The sequence below is a fragment of the Amycolatopsis sp. NPDC051106 genome, from assembly GCF_040682775.1.
Lineage (GTDB): Bacteria > Actinomycetota > Actinomycetes > Mycobacteriales > Pseudonocardiaceae > Amycolatopsis.
In genome coordinates, this window is sequence record NZ_JBFBBQ010000057.1 from 13,468 (window position 1) to 30,848 (window position 17,381).

The following is a 17,381-nucleotide window of genomic DNA, read 5'->3' on the forward strand; positions in this document are numbered from 1 at the left end:
AGCGGTCCGTGCGCGTTGGCATCGAAGAAGACCTGGACACCCGCGCCGACATCGCCGTCCGCGGGGTGCGAATGGACGCACCCGTACAGCGCAGCAAAGGCGCCGGGCCGAGCGACGACGGCCACCTGGTGGTCGACGGTGCCAACGCCACGCTGCCGCTGAACCCCTCGAGTCCGTACGTGGTCCGCGACGGCCGGATCTTCCGCGAGACCGTAGACCTGGGCCTCAGCGTGACCCCGGTCGGCCGGCCGCGGTTCTACGACCTGTCCACATCGGACGGAGTGCCGTACCGGAAGATCGCGCTGCTGCACGGCAAGGACGTCCTCGCGACGACCGTCGTGCAGACGTGCATTCGGTACACAGAGGACCAACGGTGCCGGTTCTGCACCATCGAGGAGTCGCTGCGGGCGGGGTCCACAGTGGCCGCGAAGACCCCGCAGCAGCTCGCGGAGGTCGCCGAGGCGGCCGTTCGGCTCGACGGCGTCCGGCAGATGGTGATGACGACCGGCACCACGTCCGGGCCCGACCGCGGCGCCCGGCACCTCGTGCGCTGCGTCCGCGCGGTGCTCGACGCCGTGCCGGGGCTGCCGATCCAGGTGCAGATCGAGCCGCCGGGCGACCTCGGCGTCCTCCAGGACCTGCGGGACGCCGGGGCGACGTCGATCGGCATCCACGTCGAATCCCTGGACGACGACATCCGGCGGCGCTGGATGCCGGGCAAGTCGACCGTGCCGATGGCGGAGTACGAGGCAGCGTGGGCGGAGGCGGTCCGCGTCTTCGGCCGCAACCGCGTCTCGACGTACCTGCTGATCGGGCTCGGGGAGGACTCGGATTCGCTGGTCGAAGGCGCGGGAAGGCTGATCGACATGGGCGTCTACCCGTTCGCCGTGCCGATGCGGCCGATGGTGGGCACGCTGGCCCGGCGAGACGGTGCGAAAGCGCCTTCGCCCGCGTTGGTCGCCGACGTCACCGGCCGGATCGCCGCGCTGCTGCGGGCGGCCGGGATGACCGGCGCCGACCAGGGCGCGGGCTGTGCCGCGTGTGGCGCCTGCGGCCTGCTCAGCGCGGCGGGGGGCTGACGTGGACCACGACATCCTCGCGTTGCTGGGCGACGTCCGCAGTGTCGCGGCGCGTCCGACGTTCACCATCGGTGAAGCCGGCCACAGTGGACTGACGGCCTACCACGCCTTGCGGCACGAAGCCTTCGTCGCGCGGCAGGAGTTGTTCACCGGCACCGATCTCGACGACCACGACACCGACCCCCGCACCCTGGTCCTGGTGGCCCGGGACGCGGCGGGCGAAGTGCTCGGCGGCGTCCGGCTCGGTCCGGCGGACGACGGTCCCGACCTCGGCTGGTGGCGGGGCGGCCGGCTGGTCGTCGCGCCCGGATCACCACCCGGGATCGGCTCGGCCCTGGTCCGGGCGGCGTGCGCGCGGGCCGAGGCCGAGGGGGCGCTGCGGTTCGAGGCGACCGTGCAGACCCGCACCGAGCGGCTGTTCACCCGGCTCGGCTGGCAGCGGGTGCGGCCGGTGACCGTCGCCGGCCACGACCACGTGCTGATGCGGTGGCCGATCGGCCGGATCGCCGCGCTGACCCGCTCGACCAAGGCCGCGCTCGGCCCGCTGCTGCGCGGGCTGACCGGGGTCCCGGGCTTCCTCGGCGACGACGGCGTCCCGCTGCCCGGCACCGACGTCGTCGCGGCCTGCGACGCGATCGTCCCGTCGATGGTCGAGCGCGACCCGGAGTGGGCGGGCTGGTGCTCGGTCCTGGTCAACCTCAACGACCTGGCCGCAATGGGCGCCACCCCCACCGGACTGCTCGACGCGCTGGGTGCGCGTGACGCGTCCTTCGCCGCCCGTGTCCTCAGTGGACTGCGGAAGGCGAGCCAGGCGTACGGCGTCCCGGTGCTGGGCGGCCACACCCAGTTCGGCGTTCCGGCATCGCTGTCGGTCACGGCTCTGGGGCGCACCACCGACCCGGTGCCCGGTGGTGGCGGCAAGCCCGGCGAACGCGTCTGGCTCACCGCCGACCTCGGCGGCGGCTGGCGGCCGGGCTACACCGGCCGCCAATGGGACTCGACGAGCGTCCGCCGCACGCCCGAGCTGCGGGAACTGCTCGGCTCGGTCGCGAAGGCGCGGCCGAGCGCGGCGAAGGACGTCTCGATGGCCGGGATCGCGGGCACGCTCGGCATGCTTGCCGAGGCGTCCGGCTGCGGTGCGGTGCTGGACGTCGGCAAAGTGCCGCGGCCGCGTGGAGCGTCCACCGGGGACTGGCTGACCTGCTTCCCCGGCTTCGCGATGCTCACCGCCGGCACGCCTGCGCCCGCGGGACCGGCGGTCACCGAGGAATGCGGCGAGCTGGTCGCGGGCACCGGCGTCACGCTGCGCTGGCCCGACGGCGAATCGACGCCCGCCATCGACGGCGGCGTCACCGGATTGGGGAACTCATGACGACGCTCAGGATGGCGGCGGTCGCCGCGCCGTTCGACCGCGACCTCGAAGGCGACTTCGCCCGCATCGAGAAGCTGATCGGCGAGGCGAAGGCCGAGGGCGTCCGGTTGCTGGCGCTGCCGGAGGCCTGCCTCGGCGGCTACCTCGCCAACCTCGACGGCGGCGCCGAGGGCCCACCCGCGCTGGCCCTTGACGGCCCGGAGGTGAAGCGGCTGGCCGCGCTGGCCGGAGACCTCGTCGTCACGGCGGGGTACTGCGAGATCGCCGGCGGGCGCCGCTACAACTCCGCGGTCTGCGTCCACGGTGACGGTGTCCTCGGCAACCACCGCAAGGTCCACCAGCCGCTGGCCGAAAACGCCAGCTACGGCGCCGGCCGCGGGTTCGCCGCCTTCGACACGCCGGTCGGGCGCCTGGGCATGATGATCTGCTACGACAAGGCTTTTCCCGAGTCGGCGCGGGCCCTGGCACTGGACGGCGCCGAGGTCGTCGTCTGCATGAGCGCCTGGCCCGGCAGCCGGACCAACGCGGCCCCGGACCTCGCGCAGGACCGCTGGAAACGCCGGTTCGACCTCTTCGACCGGGCTCGCGCGCTGGAGAACCAGATCGTCTGGCTCTCGGCCAACCAGTCCGGCACCTTCGGCGACCTCCGGTTCGTCGCGGGCGCGAAGATCGTCGACCCGGGCGGCGAGATCGTCGCCGACACCGGCGTCGCCGAAGGCATGGCGATCGCCGAAATCGACGTCCAGGCCGCGCTGGCCACGGCTCGCCGGTCCATGGGGCACCTGGCGGACAGACGGCCCGACGCCTACCCCGTTAGTGTCCCGTGAATGGGGCAGATCCGGCTCGCCGCCGTCGCCGCGCACTTCGGCCGCGACCTCGACTTCGACCTGCAGCGCATCGCGACGCTGATCGACCACGCTCGCTCGGCCGGCGCCGCGCTGCTGGTGCTGCCGGACGCGGCCCTCGGCGGGTACCTCGCCGACCTGCGCCATCCGGACCCGGAGGCGCTCCCGCCGGCCCTCGACCCCGACTGCGCCGAGCTGAAGACCATCCGGTCCCTGGCCGCGGAGATGGTCGTCTGCGTGGGCTACTGCGAGGCCGACGGACCGCGTCGCTACAACTCCGCGGTGTGCGTCACCGGTGACGGCGTGCTCGGCCGGCACCGCAAGGTCCACCAGCCGCCGGGGGAGCGCATCGCCTACGAGCCGGGGGACGAGTTCACGGCGTTCGACACGCCGGTGGGGCGCCTCGGCATGCTGATCGACTACGACAAGACGTTCCCCGAGTCGGCTCGTTCGCTGGCGGTCGACGGCGCGGACATCGTCGCCTGCCTGAGCGCGTGGCCGACCAGCATCACCAACCGCGCACCACGGATGGCGCAGGACCGGCAGTCGCGGCTGTTCGACCTCTACGACCAGGCGCGGGCGGCGGAGAACCAGGTCGTGCTCGTCTCGTCCAACCAGACCGGCGCGATGGGCGGGATGCGGTTCCTCGGCCAGGCCAAGGTCGTCGGCCCGGGTGGCGAGATCCTGGCCCGGACGTGGTCCAAGGCCGGCATCGCGGTCGCCGAGCTGGACGTCGAGCAGGAACTCGCCAACGCCCGCCGCGTGCTGCACCACCTGGGGGAACGGAAACCGTCGGTGTACCGGGAGGCTTGATGCGGATCGCCCTGCTGAGCTACTCGACCAAGCCTCGCGGCGGGGTCGTGCACACGCTCGCGCTGGCCGAGGCCCTCGCGGCGCTCGGCGAGGACGTCACGGTCTGGACGCTCGGCCGCGGCGGCGACTCGGGCTTCTTCCGACCGGTGGACGCCGGCGTGAGATTGTCGATCGTGCCGTTCCCGGACGTTCCCGGCGAGAGCGTCGGCGAACGGATCCTGCGCTCGATCGCCGTGCTGCGCGCGGCCTTCACCCCGGACGAATACGACGTCGTGCACGCGCAGGACTGCATCAGCGCCAACGCCGCCGACCGCTGTGTGCGCACGATCCACCACCTCGACACCTTCACCACACCTGAGCTGGCGGCTTGCCACGAACGCGCGATCGTCCGGCCGTACGCGCACGTCTGCGTGTCGGCTTCGGTCGCGGCGGAGGTCCGCGCCGGCTGGGACATCGAGGCGGCCGTCATCCCCAACGGCGTCGACTACGACCGCTTCGCTTCCGCCCGGCGGGACACCTCGCGGGGGCGGTACGTGCTGGCGGTGGGCGGGATCGAGCCGCGCAAGGGGTCACTGGACCTGCTCGAGGCGTACGCGCGGCTGGCGGAGCCGGACGTCCGCCTGCTGATCGCCGGCGGCGAGACGCTCTTCGACTACCGCGACTACCGGACGCGCTGGGAGAAGCGGGCCGCCGAGCTGGGGGTCGAGCCGGAGGTGCTGGGCCCGGTCGCGCACGACGAGCTGCCGTCGCTGGTGGCGTCCGCCGCGGTGTTCGCCTTCCCGTCCACGAAGGAGGGCTTCGGGCTGGCCGCGATGGAGGCTCTCGCCGCCGGAGTGCCGGTGGTGACCCGCGACCTCCCGGTGCTGCGCGAGGTCTTCGGCGGGGTGGCCCGGTTCGCGGCCGGCCCGGCCGGGTTCGCGCGGGAACTGCGCGCGGCGATGGCAGGCACCGACCCGCTCCCGGGCCGGACGCTGGCCCGCCGCTACACCTGGACCGCGGCGGCCGAAGCACACTTGCGGTTCTATCGCGCCCTGTGATTTCCGGGCAGCCGCTCGCCGGACCGGTCATCTGCCGGAAACATCGCCTGGACCTCGGAACGAGCCGGCCGGCGACGCCGCGTCGGGACGCGTGAGCCCCCGAAGCGAGTCAAGTCAAGGCAACCAGCGCGGGGCAAATACGTGACTCACTCTTTCGAGTGATGGCGACGCCGGTAAGCCCGGTCCGGAGGAAAACAGCCGCCAGGGCGGGCCGGCGATGGGACACCTTTGGCCGCAGCGGGTGGCCCGCGCGTGTGACGCCGCGAAGATCACCCGGCGGCTTCGCGCGTGGGGAACTTCCGGTAATGGGCTGTCAACGGCAGCGTGATCCATCCGTCACGCGCTCCCGCACCATTGGCCGGACCACGATCGCCATTCCGCCATCCGGCCGTACCCGGAATGGTCCGGTCGCACCGGTGGAATTCCAGGAGGGACGAACATGACCGCACCTTCCCCGCGCGTCGGAGGGCGAAAGCCGTTCCGGGCACCGCGCCTCGCCCTGGCCGCTCTCGCTGGGGTCGTCGTGACCCTGGCCTGCCCGCCGGTCGCGGCCGCCCACGTGTCGGCCACGCCGGACACCGTCGCCGCCGGGGAGCCGGCCACGATTTCCTTCCGGGTGCCCAACGAGCGTGACGACGCGACGACGGTGCGGCTGGAAGTGCTGTTCCCGACCCAGCCGGTCATCAGCTCGGCCACTCCCGGGAACCTGCCGGGCTGGCACGTCGACGTGCACGAGCAGATGGCGGCCGGCGGCGACGGGATGGCGGGGAAGCCGGTGACGTCGATCGTGTGGGAGGGCGGCACCGTTGCGGCCGGCACCTTCCAGGAGTTCCCCGTGCGGATCGGGGAACTGCCCGCCGGGGGCACGCTCACGTTCCAGGCGCTGCAGACCTATTCGGACGGACAGGTCGTCCGCTGGGCCGACCCGGCGCGGCCGGGGGAGCCCGAGCCGGAGCACCCCGCGCCGGTCGTCACCGTGGCACCCGTGGTCACGACCGAGGAGTCCGATGTGGACGGTCTCGCCCGCGCGCTGGGCGGTGCCGCGCTCGGGGTCGCCCTCGTGGCCGTGGGGGTGGCGTGGCTCCGCAGGCGACCCCGAGGCAGCCACCCCGGGACCGCCGCCGAGACGCCCGAACGGGAAGACGTCCAGCTGTGAGCCCGACCGAACCGGATGGGGATGGCAATGGTGGAGGTTCAGCACGGTTCCGGCGGTGCCCGCAGTCTGCCCCCGGACGCCCTGGAACAGCTGCGGCGGAAGGCCGTGGCCGCGGTGGAGTCGGGCGCCTCGCAGACGCGGGTCGCGAGCATGTTCGGGGTGTCCAGGAAGGCGGTCGGCACCTGGGTGCGGGCCTACCGGTCCGGGGGTGAGCCGACGCTGCGTCCCCGGCCGCGCGGCCGCCGCCCGGGTGAGCGGCTGGCGTTGTCCCCGGTCCAGCAGGGCCGGGTGGTCGACACCCTGGCGGCCGGACCGCCGGACGTCGCCGGGCTGCCTTGGCTGTTGTGGACGCGCAAAGCGGTCGCCGAGCTGATCGCCCGCGAGTTCGGGGTCGTGCTGGCGGGGACGACGATCGACAAGTACCTGCTCCGGTGGGAGCTGCTCGACGGGTCCGCCCGGCCGCGGGGCGGTCCGCCGGGAACGCTGCTGGTGACGTGGACCCGTCCGCGTTCGCCCACGGGAACCGGTGCGCTGCACGCGCTGGTCGCGGTGAACGGCCGCGGCATGCTGTTCTTCCTCGTCGGGGCGCAGCCGTTCGCCGGGACCGCCGAGTTCCGGAGCCGGTTGCGGATGCAGTTCGCCCGGGACGTCCGGCTGGTCACGCACGACCGGGCTCGGCCCGGCGGCTCGTGGGCAGCGGAACAGGACGCCGTGTTGCCGGCCTGAAGCCGGCGCGAAAGGCCTGCCGATCCGAAAATCCGGATCGGCAGGTCTTTTTCGTGCGTGCCGGGGCGTTACCCGGGCGTTAACAGTTTTCCGGTCTTCCGGATCGCGACCGGTGATCTCGCCGGATTGAAGTCCCAGGACGACTCTTGAATGGTTACAACGCACTCGGGTGATCGTGTTCACGACCTCGGTCCGGACTCGGCGGACCTGTCCGGTATTTGCCCTCGGCCACCGGTCGCCCATTTCCGTCGCGATTTCACCGGCGGCGGCATCTGTGCTGGTCAGCGCTCGGTGCACGGTAATGGCAACATGGGCGCAATGAAGCGTTGTGCCCGGTTTCCGCCGTGCTGGTCAAAGAACCGGTAAACCTGTCACGATGCCGTCGCCGGTGTTTCCAGCCTGGCACATCCGGACCGTGAATACCTGAGACCGGGCCAAGAGTCCGGTTCCCGAGGAGGCGGCAAGTGCGAACCAGGATTCTGCTCACCGTCGGCACGCTCTCTCTCGTTCTGCTGGCCGGGACACCCGCGTTCGCGGCGGAGGCCCCGGTGACGGCGCCGGGGTGCTCGTCGACGGTCACCGGCGTGCCGGGGCAGCCGGTGTCGCTCGCCCCCGCGTCGGTGAGCGAACCCGTGACGAGCGCCCTTTCCGGCCTGGATCCGCTGGGGGTGCTGACGGGGGCGTTCCGGGCGGTCTGGGCGACCACTCCGCCGATCCCGGTGGGTGCCGTCCCCGCGGGCCAGGCGGAAATACCGGGTGGCCGGATCGCGGACGCGGTGCTCGCCCGCCTCGGCGAGCTCCCCGTGCTGTCACCGGTTCTCACGCCTTTGGTGACCCCCGTGCGCACCTCGCTTGCTTCGCTCTGCGGCATTCTGGTGCGTGGACAGGCTCCGGGTGCCCCCGAGAGCACCGCACCGGAGACGCCCACGGGACCGCCCGCCGGACCCGGCGCTCCGGCGGGCAGCGGCACGCCGGTGGCGGGGCGGCAGTGGACGGTCGCGGCCGTACCCGGTCCGGTGGCGGGCGGCGGCGCGGTGTTCGGCACCCCGATCCCGGGACAGCTGCCGGGCGCCGGTTTCCCGGGTGCGGCCGGGGGTGGCGTCCCGCAGCCGGGCAGCGAAGCGCCGGTCGTCGTCGAGGCCCGGCGGTCGCTCGGGTCGGCGGAAGCGCTGCCCGAGCAACGGCGTGACGACCTGTCGTGGCCGGTCCTGGCGGCGATCCTCGTCCTGGCGGCGGTGAGCGCCCAGCTGGTGCGCCGCTGGGTCTTGCGCGCCCCTCGCTGACCCGCTTCGGCCGCGGACTGCTCCGTTACCTCCGGGTTACGGGCTGCTTCGCAGGAGGGACGAGCGGTGACAGCCCGTTTACGAAAGGATCTTTCCCACGAACGGCACAACTGCGACCATCCGGGACTTGAACGTGACCGGCCGTGACGCGCGCAGCCTCCCCGCCGACGCTCTCGAGGTGCTCCGGCGTCGAGCGGTCGCGGCCGTCGAAGCGGGCGTGACGCGGGCGGAGGTCGCCCGGATGTTCGGGGTCTCCCGCAAGACCGTCGGCGCCTGGGTCGCGGCCTACCGGCGGGAGGGCACCGAAGCGTTCCGGCCGCGGCGCCGGGGGCGGCGGCCCGGTGAGCAGTTCGCGCTGTCGCCCGAGCAGCAGGCGTGGGTCGTGCGGACGATCGTCGACGGTCCGCCCGACCGGATCGGGCTGGCGCAGCGGCTGTGGACCCGGCAGGCGATCGCCGAGGTGGTCCGCCGGGAGTTCGGCGTCCTGATCAGTTCGCCGACGGTCTCCCAGTACCTGGACCGGTGGGGACTGGTCGAGGAGCGCCGGCTGCTGGAGATGCGGCGGCGCCGGACGATTTCGGACCGTCCGAGGGAACCGCGTCCCGGCGGCGAACGGCTCGCGAACGCCGAGACCCTCCGGCTGGCGTGGACGCGTCCGCGCACGCCGGTCGATCCGCGACGTGGCCCGGTGGCGGGCCGGCAGAACCTGCTGACCGGGTTTCGCGACCACTTCGGCGACGTCAACCTCCTGCTCGCCCTGTCCCACCGCGGAATGCTGTACTTCCAAGCGCGGCGAGGGGCCTTCGACTCGCGGCAGGCGAACGAGTTCCTGGCCCGGCTGGCGGAGCGGTCCGGCCGGGGCCTCGACGTCGTCGTCTGCGACTGGCCCGTCGAGCACGACGGGATCCTGCGCGACTGGCCGGCACCGGGTCCCGGCCGGGTGTCGGTCCGCTTCGCGCTCGACTGACCATTTCCGAAACGAAACCGCGCGTACTTGCGATGACGTCAAGAATGGGTAGTATTTGACCACAGTTCGCGATCCGGGTGGGCACGGAAAAGCTCACCGCTCCTCGCCGTGTCCCGTGAAAACGGTGATACACGGAATTCATTTCCCAGCCACGCCGCCGTTTCCGGCGGTGGTTTGACTTGTTTCCGAACCGACGCGGACAAGTGGGAGAGCCATGACCGTCAACACCCTTCCTTCGGCCGACCTCGACCTCGAAGTGCTGCTGGCGCACAAGGAGACGATCGCCGACGGCGTCGTCCGGCTGGTGTTCCGCGACCTCGCGGGCGGCCGGCTGCCGTCGTGGGCGCCGGGTGCGCACGTGGATCTGCTGCTCCGGCCCGGCATCGTCCGTCAGTACTCCCTCTGCGGCGACCCCGGTGACCGCTCCGTGCTGGAGGTCGCCGTGCGGCGCGAGCGCGACGGGCGCGGCGGGTCCGCGTTCGTGCACGACGCGTTGGTCGCGGGTGACCGGGTCCGGATCCGGGCGCCGCGCAACAACTTCCCGTTCGTGCGCGCCGAGCGGTACCTGTTCCTCGCGGGCGGGATCGGCATCACCCCGATCGTCCCGATGACGGCGGCGGCCGACGCGAGCGGCGCCGAGTGGCGACTGCTCTACGGCGGGCGGTCGCGCTCGTCGATGGCGTTCGCCGCGGAACTGGGGCAGCGCTACGGTGACCGGGTGGTCCTGCGGCCGCAGGACGAAGCGGGACTGCCCGACGTGCGGGGGATCCTGGCTGCCGCGGCCCCCGGGACGGCCGTCTACTGCTGCGGGCCCGAGCCGCTCCTGGCCCTCGCCGAGGAGGTCTGCGCCGGCTTGCCGGGCCTCGATCTGCACCTGGAACGGTTCGCCGCCAAGGAGAACACGGTCGCCGCGACCGGGTTCGACGTCGAGCTCGCCCGGTCCGGGCTGACGCTGACGGTACCCGCCGACCGGTCGATCCTCGAGGTGGCCGAAGACGCCGGCGTCCCGGTGCTGTCGTCCTGTCGCGAAGGCACCTGCGGCACGTGCGAGACGCCGGTGCTCGGCGGAATTCCCGACCACCGCGACTCCTTGCTCACCGGCGAGGAGCGGGCGGCGAACGAGACGATGATGATCTGCGTGTCGCGCTGCCGCGGCCGGAAACTGGAACTGGACCTCTGAATGCCCGCGACGACGAAGAAACTCGGTACCTGGGCGGCCACGCTGCTGGCCGCCGCGTCCTGTGGCTGGGCCTTGTGGACGGTAGCCGGCGACCTCGGCGAAAGCCCGCCGCGGCCGGCCCAGGCCGCGGCCCCGCGCCCGGCGTCCCCGTCTCCGTCACCGGTCACACCACCCGTCCCGCCTCCCGTGACACCGCCTCCGACGTCGGTCCCGGCGGTTTCCGGGCCGGACCCCACCCTCCCCGCCCAGCCGGTCGCCGACCGCGCTCCCGTGGTCACGACCTCGCCCGATTACCCTGCCCCGACGGTGGAGCCTCCCTCCCTGCCAGGGGAAACGTCGCCGCTGCCCCCTTCGGTGACGTCCACTCCGTCGCCGCCGGAATCCCCTTCGGCGCCGCCTGAACCTCCGCCGACCGAACCCGCCCCGCCGCAGCCCGCGCCGGACTGCGATTCGAGCGGGTTGCTGGGACCGTTGCTCTGTACCGTTCTGAGCCTCCTCGGCTGACCCCCAGCCATTTTCGGGAAGTATTCAAGACAAACTCCATGCAGTATTTTATTCGCCCAATTCTTCACTGCGAGAAGCCTTTTCCGAGCCGGACTATTTCACTTCCCGTTAACAGGAAAAATCGGATTGTCCCGCGTGGTTCGTGATTCACTTTCTTCCGTTCGGGCGGCCCGTTTCCCGCCGGGCCGAGCAGATCCAGAAAGGAAGCCCATGTCCCCAGAAGCTCCGCCAGGAGCCCGCACGAGGCGTCGGCGCGCGAAGGCGGTGGTCACCCTCGCCGTCGTCACCCTCGGCGCCTCCGCGGTGGCCGCGGTTCCGGCGTCGGCACAACAGCCCATCGGGGTCGGCCCCGTGCCGATCACGTTCCACATGAAGGACGACAACGGCAAGTGGTTCGACTCCGGGCTGAACCTGTTCGGTGACCAGTCGCTGGCCGTGGCGGAGATGCCCCGCCTCGGCACGCTGGGCGGCCTCACCACCGGGGGAGAGCTGGCCGGCCTCCTGAACTCCGACCTCACCGGCGCGGTCGGCAACCTGGCGCAGAACCTCCTCGGCCAGGTCCCGCTGCTCGGTTCGCTCGGTGGCGAGCTGGGGAAGGCGCTGAACCTCGACAGCACCCTCTCGGCGGTCAAGTCGATCGGGACCACCAACCGGCAGGCCGCGCCCGCGGCCCTCAAGGCCGAGAACCTGCTCGGGCAGTTCTCCCAGCAGCTGACCACGATGCGGGCCGACCAGCCACTCAACCTGAGCTCACTGCCGATCGGCCTGGACCTGCAGGGCGCGCTCAACGACCTCGCCCAGTTCGCCGTCAAGGGCCCGCCCGTGACGGTGAACTTCGTGGTCGACCCCAAGGAGTCGACCGGTGCCCGTGACCCGATGGGCCTGATCGCACCCGAAGGCGCGGAGGGCTTCCCGTACGACATGCCCGGCGGCGCGTTCTTCGGCCAGCGGTCGATCCAGCTCACCGAGCCCGGCCTGTACGCGTTCACCGACATGGTGACGCCGTACATGCTGGGCGCGGTGGTCGTCGACGACCCGCTCACCATCGGCCTCGACTTCGGCAAGGCGTCGATGGTGAACTCGCGCAACCTGGTCGTGCCGACCAACTCCGACATCGTCAACCGGCTGGTGAACACGTTCTTCAACATCACCAACCCGAACAACTGGCAGCAGTTCAAGCCGGACTCGGAGAACAAGTTCGACGCGATCCAGCCGCCGGTGCCGATCCTGCAGTACGACGCCGCGGGCAACCCGGTGCTGATCCCGAACCTGGACGCCTACTTCGACAAGAAGTTCTCGTACCCGAAGACCCTGTCGCAGGGCAATCAGCTGCCGGCGACGCCGGGTGTCGGCGAAGTGTGGATCGACACCGAGGTCGAGGAGTGGGCGGGCAAGAAGGCGGTCGGTTCGGCCACCAAGGTCAACGTGACCAACTGGACGGTCGACCGCAAGATCGGCGCTCCGTCGATCAACATGAACAACCCGCACAACATGTGGACCGACAAGGACTACAAGTACCTCTACCAAACGGAGTGGTTCTCCAACAAGGTCGACGTCTTCGACCGGGAGACGGGCGAGTTCGTCCGGCAGACCCAGGTCGGGCAGAACCCGGCGCACGTGATGACCGAGCCGGGCAGCGACAAGCTCGTCATCGGCATCAACGCCGGCAACGAGGTCGTCGAGCTGGCACCGGGCGGCACGAGCGTGCTCCGGAAGATCACGGTCAGCCCGACCGGCGAGGTCCGGCACCCGCACGCGCACTGGACGAGCGCGGACGGCAAGACCGTCGTCACCCCGAACGTGCTGACCAACAACGCGTCGGTCATCGACATGCCGACCGGCACCGTCCGGACCGAGAAGACGGGCCAGTTCCCGATCGCCTCGAGCATGACCCCGGACTCCTCGAAGTTCTACACGGCGGACTTCCTCGGCGAATCGATCACGTGCGTTTCGCTCGCGCAGGCCGCCTGCGTGGACAACGGGCAGAAGGTGCACAGCAAGACGATCGACCTGTGGGCGAACTACAGCCCGCAGGACGGCCCGAAGAGCGGTGCGCCGTTCGGCGGCCTGACGATCCAGCTGCCGGTCAGCCCGGACGGCAAGGCGATGCTCGCGGCGAACGTGCTGTCCCAGACGGTCACCGTCATCGACCCGAGGACCGACAAGATCGTCAAGGACCTGCCGTGCACGGCGGGGTGCCACGGCATCAACTTCGGGGCCAAGAAGGGCGGGGGCTACTACGCCTACGTCTCGAACAAGTTCTCCAACGTCATGCAGATCATCGACGTCGACCCGAACGGTGACGGCGCCATCGACGACGCCAAGGTGGCGGGCCAGCTGACGCTGGACCCGACCGCGGCGACCAAGATGGACGGTTCGATCGCCGGCAAGGCCGGTTACGGCGGCCAGGGCGTGCTGGCGGTTCCGCTGGTCTACAACGGATGGGCCCAGCAGAACCAGGGGAGCTGGCGGTCGCAGCTGACCTGCCGGCAGCTCGACCCCATCGGCAAGTCCACCTGCTGACCCGCACGATTGCCGTGGTCCGGGGCCGGGCCGACTCCCGGCCCCGGGCCACGGCGTTCAGGAGATCCCATGTCGCACGGCCGAAAAGCCTTGTTCCGCACCCTGTCCGCGTTGCTCACGGCCGTGCTCGGCATGCTGGCGCTGTCCGCGCCCGCGGCGGCCCAAGTGTCCATCGTGCCCGATCGCGCCGACGGCGGTGGCACGCAGACCTTCGCCTTCCGGCTGGCCAACGAGCGGGCCGACACGAAGTCGACCCGGCTCGAACTGGTCTTCCCGCAGAACCCTCCGGTCGCGTACGTCGAGGTCGCTCCGGCGCCGGGCTGGACCGCGACCGTCCGGCCGCGGCCGCTGAACCCGCCGCTGCGGGCCGGGGGCAAGGTGATCGGCGAGGTCGCCGGATCCCTCGTGTTCGAGGGCGGCGCGGTCGCGCCGAAGCAGTTCGAGCAGTTCCTCGTCACCATGGGCCCCCTGCCCGCCGACGGGCGGCTGGCGTTCCAGGCGACGCAGACCTTCGCCAACGGCGCGGTCGCGCACTGGAACGAAACGACCTCGCCCGCTCCGGCGATCACGTTCGGGTCCGGACCGGCTCCCGTGCCCGGATCCGCCGCGGCGCAACCGGTTCAGGGTGCCGGTGTGGCGGCTCCGGCGGACCAGGCGGCACCCGAGGCGAGCGTGGTCGGCGGGCCTCCGTTCGCTGTGTTGTGGGCGGCGGTGGGACTCGCCTTCGTCGTGATCGCGGTGGCCGGGTTCCGGGCGCATCGCCGCAAGGTCCGCACGGCCGCCGGTGAGCCCGAAGCCGAACGCGCGGAGGAGACCCAGGTGGGTGCCGGATGACGAAGGTGCTGGAGCGTCCCCGCGCGGCGACCGTACCCCCGCCCCGCGCGGCCGGGCGGCTCGTCGCGCTCCTGGTCCTGGTCGCCGCGTGCTGGGGCACCGTGCTCGCCACGACACCGGCGGCGACCGGGGACCCGGTACTGGTGACGACTTCGCCGGGCAGCACCGAAGTGGTGAAGTCGCCCGACGCCGTCGTGCTGACCTTCGACCGCCCGGTGCCCGCCGCCCTGGCCACCGTGCGCGTCCTCGACCCCGACGGCAGCCAGGTCGTCTTCGAGCGGCCGGTCCACCCGGGCGGCCGGGCGGACACGATCTCCGTGCCGATGCCCGCGGAGCGCCATGAAGGTACCTACGCGGTGGCGTGGACGCTGCCGTCGAGCCGGCTGCAGCCCGTCAGCGGCTCCTTCACCTTCGACGTCTCGTACCCCATCCGGCCCGACGGCGTGCCCGAGATCGAGACGGCGCGCGACCCGGTGGTCGCGGCGGTGTACCTGACGACGCGGGCGGTGGCGGTCGCGGCCATGGTCGTGCTCGCGGGCGTGGCGTTCTTCGTCGCGGCGATCGGGCCGGTCGCCGCGCGGACCCGGGCCACCCGCCGGCTGGTCAAGACCACGTGGTGGGTGCTGGTCGCGGGCACGCTCGGCGCGCTGGCGTCGTTCGGGCCGTACGCCGCGTGGGTGCCGCTGCGCGACGCGTTCGACCCGCGGCTGCTGACGGCCGCCTTCGAATCCGACGCGGGCGGTGCGCTGCTGGCCCGCCTGGCTGTGCTCGTCCCCGCCACGCTCGGTCTCGCGCTGCTGATGAAGAGCCCGCCCGCGGCCACCGCCGGTGAGCGCCGGCTGCGCGGTGCCGGAGTGCTGGGCTGCGCGACGGCCGTGCTCGCCACGTGGACCTTCGCCGATCCACGGCCACCGGGCACGCCGTCACCTCTCGCGCTCGCCGTGGACGTCGCACTCCTCACCGCGCTCGCCCTGCCGGCCGGTGGCCTGCTGATCTTCCGGCTCCCCGCGGTCCGGGACACGGTGTCCCGGTTCGTCCGGCCGCTGCTGGCGTGCGCCGGATTGCTCGCCGTGGCCGGTACCGCTCAGCTCTGGTCCGGGCACGACTTCGGCTGGGTCCCGGCCGGAGCGCTCGCGCTGGCGGTGGTGCTCGGCGGTTTCGCTTGGCTCAGTGCGCGTCGCGTGGGCGGCCCGGTCGCGCGGCGGCGCCGGTTCAGCCGGCGAATCGCGGGTGCCGCCGGGCTGGTCTCGGTGCTCGTCGTCGCCACCGCGGCGCTGCTCGCGCTCGATCCCGCCGGGACCGCGCACGCTGTGGGAGCGCCCGGCGAAGTGCCCGCGGCGATCCGGCAGCAGGTCGCACCGACGCGACTTGCCTATGACACCGGCCAGCCGGACGGGCAGGGCTCGGTGGACCTGGTCCTCATCCCCGTCGCGGATCGGCTCGACGCGCGCGTGTCGGTGCTCGGTGCGCACCGGGAGCACACCACGGTGACCGCCGCGCTCGTCCGCGGGGACCGGACGACGCCGTTGCCCGTGAACCGCGCCGGATCCGGCTACTGGACGGGGCAGGCGACCGTGCCCGAGCCCGGCCGGTGGGAGCTCGCGTTGACCTTGCGGGCCGGGGACGGGAGCACGCACACGGTCAAGCAGCCCATCGATGTGCGATGAGCGTTGTTTCCAGCCGCCCAGGAGGCGCCTTGTCCGCCACGCCAACCGTTCCCGCGCACCGTGCTCGCCGGCCGTCGCCCTCGCCGCGGCTGGGCACCGTCTTGCAGCTCGTTTCCCGGCGGCTGCACTTCCTGGCCGGCATCGTGGTCGCGCCCTTCCTCGCGGTGCTGTGCCTGACCGGGCTCGTCTACGTGTTCAGCCCCCAGATCCACGACAGCCTTTACCGGACCGACCTGCACGTGAGCCAGGTCGGCGACGTGCGGCGCCCGCTCGCCGACCAGGTCCGGGCGGCTCTCACCGCGCACCCGGAGGCGACGCTGAAGTCCGTACTGACGCCGCCCGCCGCCGACCGCACCACCCGCGTGGTGCTGGCGGTCCCCGGCCCGGCCGGCACCCCGGACCGCACAGTGTTCGTCGACCCGTACACCGCGTTGATCAACGGCGAGCTGGCCACGGCCGAGAACCGGCTGCCCGCCAACACGTGGTTGCGCCAGCTGCACGGCAACCTGCAGCTGGGCACGCCGGGCCGGCTCTACGCCGAACTCGCCGCGAGCTGGGTGCCCCTCATCGTCGCCGGCGGACTGGTGCTGTGGCTCGCCCGCACCCGCCGCAAACGCCGCCTGCGCGAGGTGCTCCTGCCGTCCACCGGGGACAAGACCGGGTGGACGCGCCTGCGTGCCGTGCACGGCTCCGCCGGTCTGTGGCTCACCGCGGGCCTGCTGCTCGTCTGCGTCACCGGGCTCGCCATGAGCCAGTTCGCCGGTGGCCGCGCGGACCGGACGGCCGACCCGCTCCACCTGCGGGCCCCGGTGCTCGCCGCGGCCCCGGTGCCGGTTCCGCCCGGCGCACGGCCGATCGGCGTCGACCGCGCGGTGGCGGCCGCGGAGGCCGCGGGGCTGAGCGGCGAGCTGGCCGTGACCCCGCCGTCGGTGCCGGGGACGCCGTTCACCGTCACGGAAATCGCGGAGGGGCTGCCGATCCACCAGGGTGCCGTCGCGATCGATCCGTACACGGCAGCGGTGACCGAACGGATCGGCTGGGACGACTACTCGCTCGTCGCCAAGCTCAGCACGCTGGGCACCGAGTTCCACACCGGCACGCTCTTCGGGCTCGCGAACCAGCTCGTCCTCGCGGCGCTGGCGGTGGCGACGCTCGTCCTGCTCGCGCTCGGGTACCGCATGTGGTGGATCCACAACCCGTACCGGGGACGGTGGACGTCGTTGCCGCGGCCGGTGTGGCGGCAGCTGGCGGGCCGGCCGCTGATCGCCGTCCTGCTCGGCGTCGCGCTGCTGGCGTGGCGCCTGCCGGTGCTCGGCGCGAGCCTGCCGGTGTTCCTGGCCGTGGACGCGGCCCTGAGCCGGTTCAAGCGCCGCGCGAAACCGGCATAGGAGCCCG

At 72.4% G+C, this 17,381-nt stretch carries 14 protein-coding genes; all 14 read left to right on the forward strand.

The window, feature by feature from the left end; translation table 11 throughout:
* Positions 1 to 8: 8 nt before the first annotated feature.
* Positions 9 to 1,079 carry an MSMEG_0568 family radical SAM protein gene (locus tag AB0M83_RS32980; RefSeq protein ID WP_364522943.1) on the forward strand — a complete coding sequence of 357 codons (1,071 nt, stop codon included), beginning with the start codon at positions 9 to 11 and terminating at the stop codon, positions 1,077 to 1,079.
* Between the two features lies 1 nt (position 1,080).
* Positions 1,081 to 2,451, forward strand: a complete 1,371-nt coding sequence (locus tag AB0M83_RS32985) for an MSMEG_0567/sll0787 family protein (protein WP_364522945.1) — start codon at positions 1,081 to 1,083, stop codon at positions 2,449 to 2,451.
* Positions 2,448 to 3,278, forward strand: a complete 831-nt coding sequence (locus AB0M83_RS32990; protein ID WP_364522947.1) for a carbon-nitrogen hydrolase family protein — start codon at positions 2,448 to 2,450, stop codon at positions 3,276 to 3,278. The genes AB0M83_RS32985 and AB0M83_RS32990 overlap by 4 nt, the downstream gene beginning before the upstream one ends.
* Positions 3,279 to 4,109 carry a carbon-nitrogen hydrolase family protein gene (locus tag AB0M83_RS32995; protein WP_364522949.1) on the forward strand — a complete coding sequence of 277 codons (831 nt, stop codon included), beginning with the start codon at positions 3,279 to 3,281 and terminating at the stop codon, positions 4,107 to 4,109.
* On the forward strand, positions 4,109 to 5,146 hold the full coding sequence (locus tag AB0M83_RS33000) for an MSMEG_0565 family glycosyltransferase (RefSeq protein WP_364522951.1): 1,038 nt from the start codon (positions 4,109 to 4,111) through the stop codon (positions 5,144 to 5,146). Before AB0M83_RS32995 ends, AB0M83_RS33000 begins: the two co-directional genes overlap by 1 nt.
* Positions 5,147 to 5,585: 439 nt before the next feature.
* Entirely contained in the window at positions 5,586 to 6,302 is a 717-nt protein-coding gene (locus tag AB0M83_RS33005) for a YcnI family protein (protein WP_364522953.1), read from the forward strand.
* Positions 6,303 to 6,329: 27 nt separating this feature from the next.
* Positions 6,330 to 7,028 carry a helix-turn-helix domain-containing protein gene (locus AB0M83_RS33010; protein ID WP_364522955.1) on the forward strand — a complete coding sequence of 233 codons (699 nt, stop codon included), beginning with the start codon at positions 6,330 to 6,332 and terminating at the stop codon, positions 7,026 to 7,028.
* Positions 7,029 to 7,492: 464 nt separating this feature from the next.
* The gene (locus AB0M83_RS33015; RefSeq protein ID WP_364522957.1) at positions 7,493 to 8,311 is read left to right on the forward strand and encodes a hypothetical protein; all 819 of its coding nucleotides are present in this window, start codon (positions 7,493 to 7,495) and stop codon (positions 8,309 to 8,311) included.
* Between the two features lie 133 nt (positions 8,312 to 8,444).
* Positions 8,445 to 9,278, forward strand: coding sequence for a helix-turn-helix domain-containing protein (locus AB0M83_RS33020; protein WP_364523025.1), 834 nt, complete (start codon positions 8,445 to 8,447; stop codon positions 9,276 to 9,278).
* A gap of 214 nt (positions 9,279 to 9,492) precedes the next feature.
* Positions 9,493 to 10,458: a PDR/VanB family oxidoreductase gene (locus tag AB0M83_RS33025; protein ID WP_364522959.1), complete on the forward strand. Its 966-nt coding sequence runs from the start codon at positions 9,493 to 9,495 to the stop codon at positions 10,456 to 10,458.
* A 714-nt stretch (positions 10,459 to 11,172) separates the two neighbouring features.
* Complete coding sequence (locus AB0M83_RS33030; protein ID WP_364522961.1) at positions 11,173 to 13,485, forward strand: copper oxidase; 2,313 nt, start codon at positions 11,173 to 11,175, stop codon at positions 13,483 to 13,485.
* A gap of 69 nt (positions 13,486 to 13,554) precedes the next feature.
* On the forward strand, positions 13,555 to 14,319 hold the full coding sequence (locus tag AB0M83_RS33035) for a DUF1775 domain-containing protein (protein WP_364522963.1): 765 nt from the start codon (positions 13,555 to 13,557) through the stop codon (positions 14,317 to 14,319).
* The gene (locus AB0M83_RS33040; RefSeq protein WP_364522965.1) at positions 14,316 to 15,986 is read left to right on the forward strand and encodes a copper resistance CopC family protein; all 1,671 of its coding nucleotides are present in this window, start codon (positions 14,316 to 14,318) and stop codon (positions 15,984 to 15,986) included. The genes AB0M83_RS33035 and AB0M83_RS33040 overlap by 4 nt, the downstream gene beginning before the upstream one ends.
* A 29-nt stretch (positions 15,987 to 16,015) precedes the next feature.
* The gene (locus tag AB0M83_RS33045; protein ID WP_364522967.1) at positions 16,016 to 17,374 is read left to right on the forward strand and encodes a PepSY domain-containing protein; all 1,359 of its coding nucleotides are present in this window, start codon (positions 16,016 to 16,018) and stop codon (positions 17,372 to 17,374) included.
* Positions 17,375 to 17,381 lie beyond the last annotated feature (7 nt).

Excerpts from the sequence above, each read along its gene's own strand:
- AB0M83_RS32990 (WP_364522947.1), top strand. The coding sequence starts at position 2,448 with ATGACGACGCTCAGGATGGCGGCGGTCGCCGCGCCGTTCGACCGCGAC.
- AB0M83_RS32995 (WP_364522949.1), top strand. The coding sequence starts at position 3,279 with ATGGGGCAGATCCGGCTCGCCGCCGTCGCCGCGCACTTCGGCCGCGAC.
- AB0M83_RS33000 (WP_364522951.1), top strand. The coding sequence starts at position 4,109 with ATGCGGATCGCCCTGCTGAGCTACTCGACCAAGCCTCGCGGCGGGGTC.
- AB0M83_RS33005 (WP_364522953.1), top strand. The coding sequence starts at position 5,586 with ATGACCGCACCTTCCCCGCGCGTCGGAGGGCGAAAGCCGTTCCGGGCA.
- AB0M83_RS33010 (WP_364522955.1), top strand. The coding sequence starts at position 6,330 with ATGGTGGAGGTTCAGCACGGTTCCGGCGGTGCCCGCAGTCTGCCCCCG.
- AB0M83_RS33025 (WP_364522959.1), top strand. The coding sequence starts at position 9,493 with ATGACCGTCAACACCCTTCCTTCGGCCGACCTCGACCTCGAAGTGCTG.
- AB0M83_RS33030 (WP_364522961.1), top strand. The coding sequence starts at position 11,173 with ATGTCCCCAGAAGCTCCGCCAGGAGCCCGCACGAGGCGTCGGCGCGCG.
- AB0M83_RS33035 (WP_364522963.1), top strand. The coding sequence starts at position 13,555 with ATGTCGCACGGCCGAAAAGCCTTGTTCCGCACCCTGTCCGCGTTGCTC.
- AB0M83_RS33040 (WP_364522965.1), top strand. The coding sequence starts at position 14,316 with ATGACGAAGGTGCTGGAGCGTCCCCGCGCGGCGACCGTACCCCCGCCC.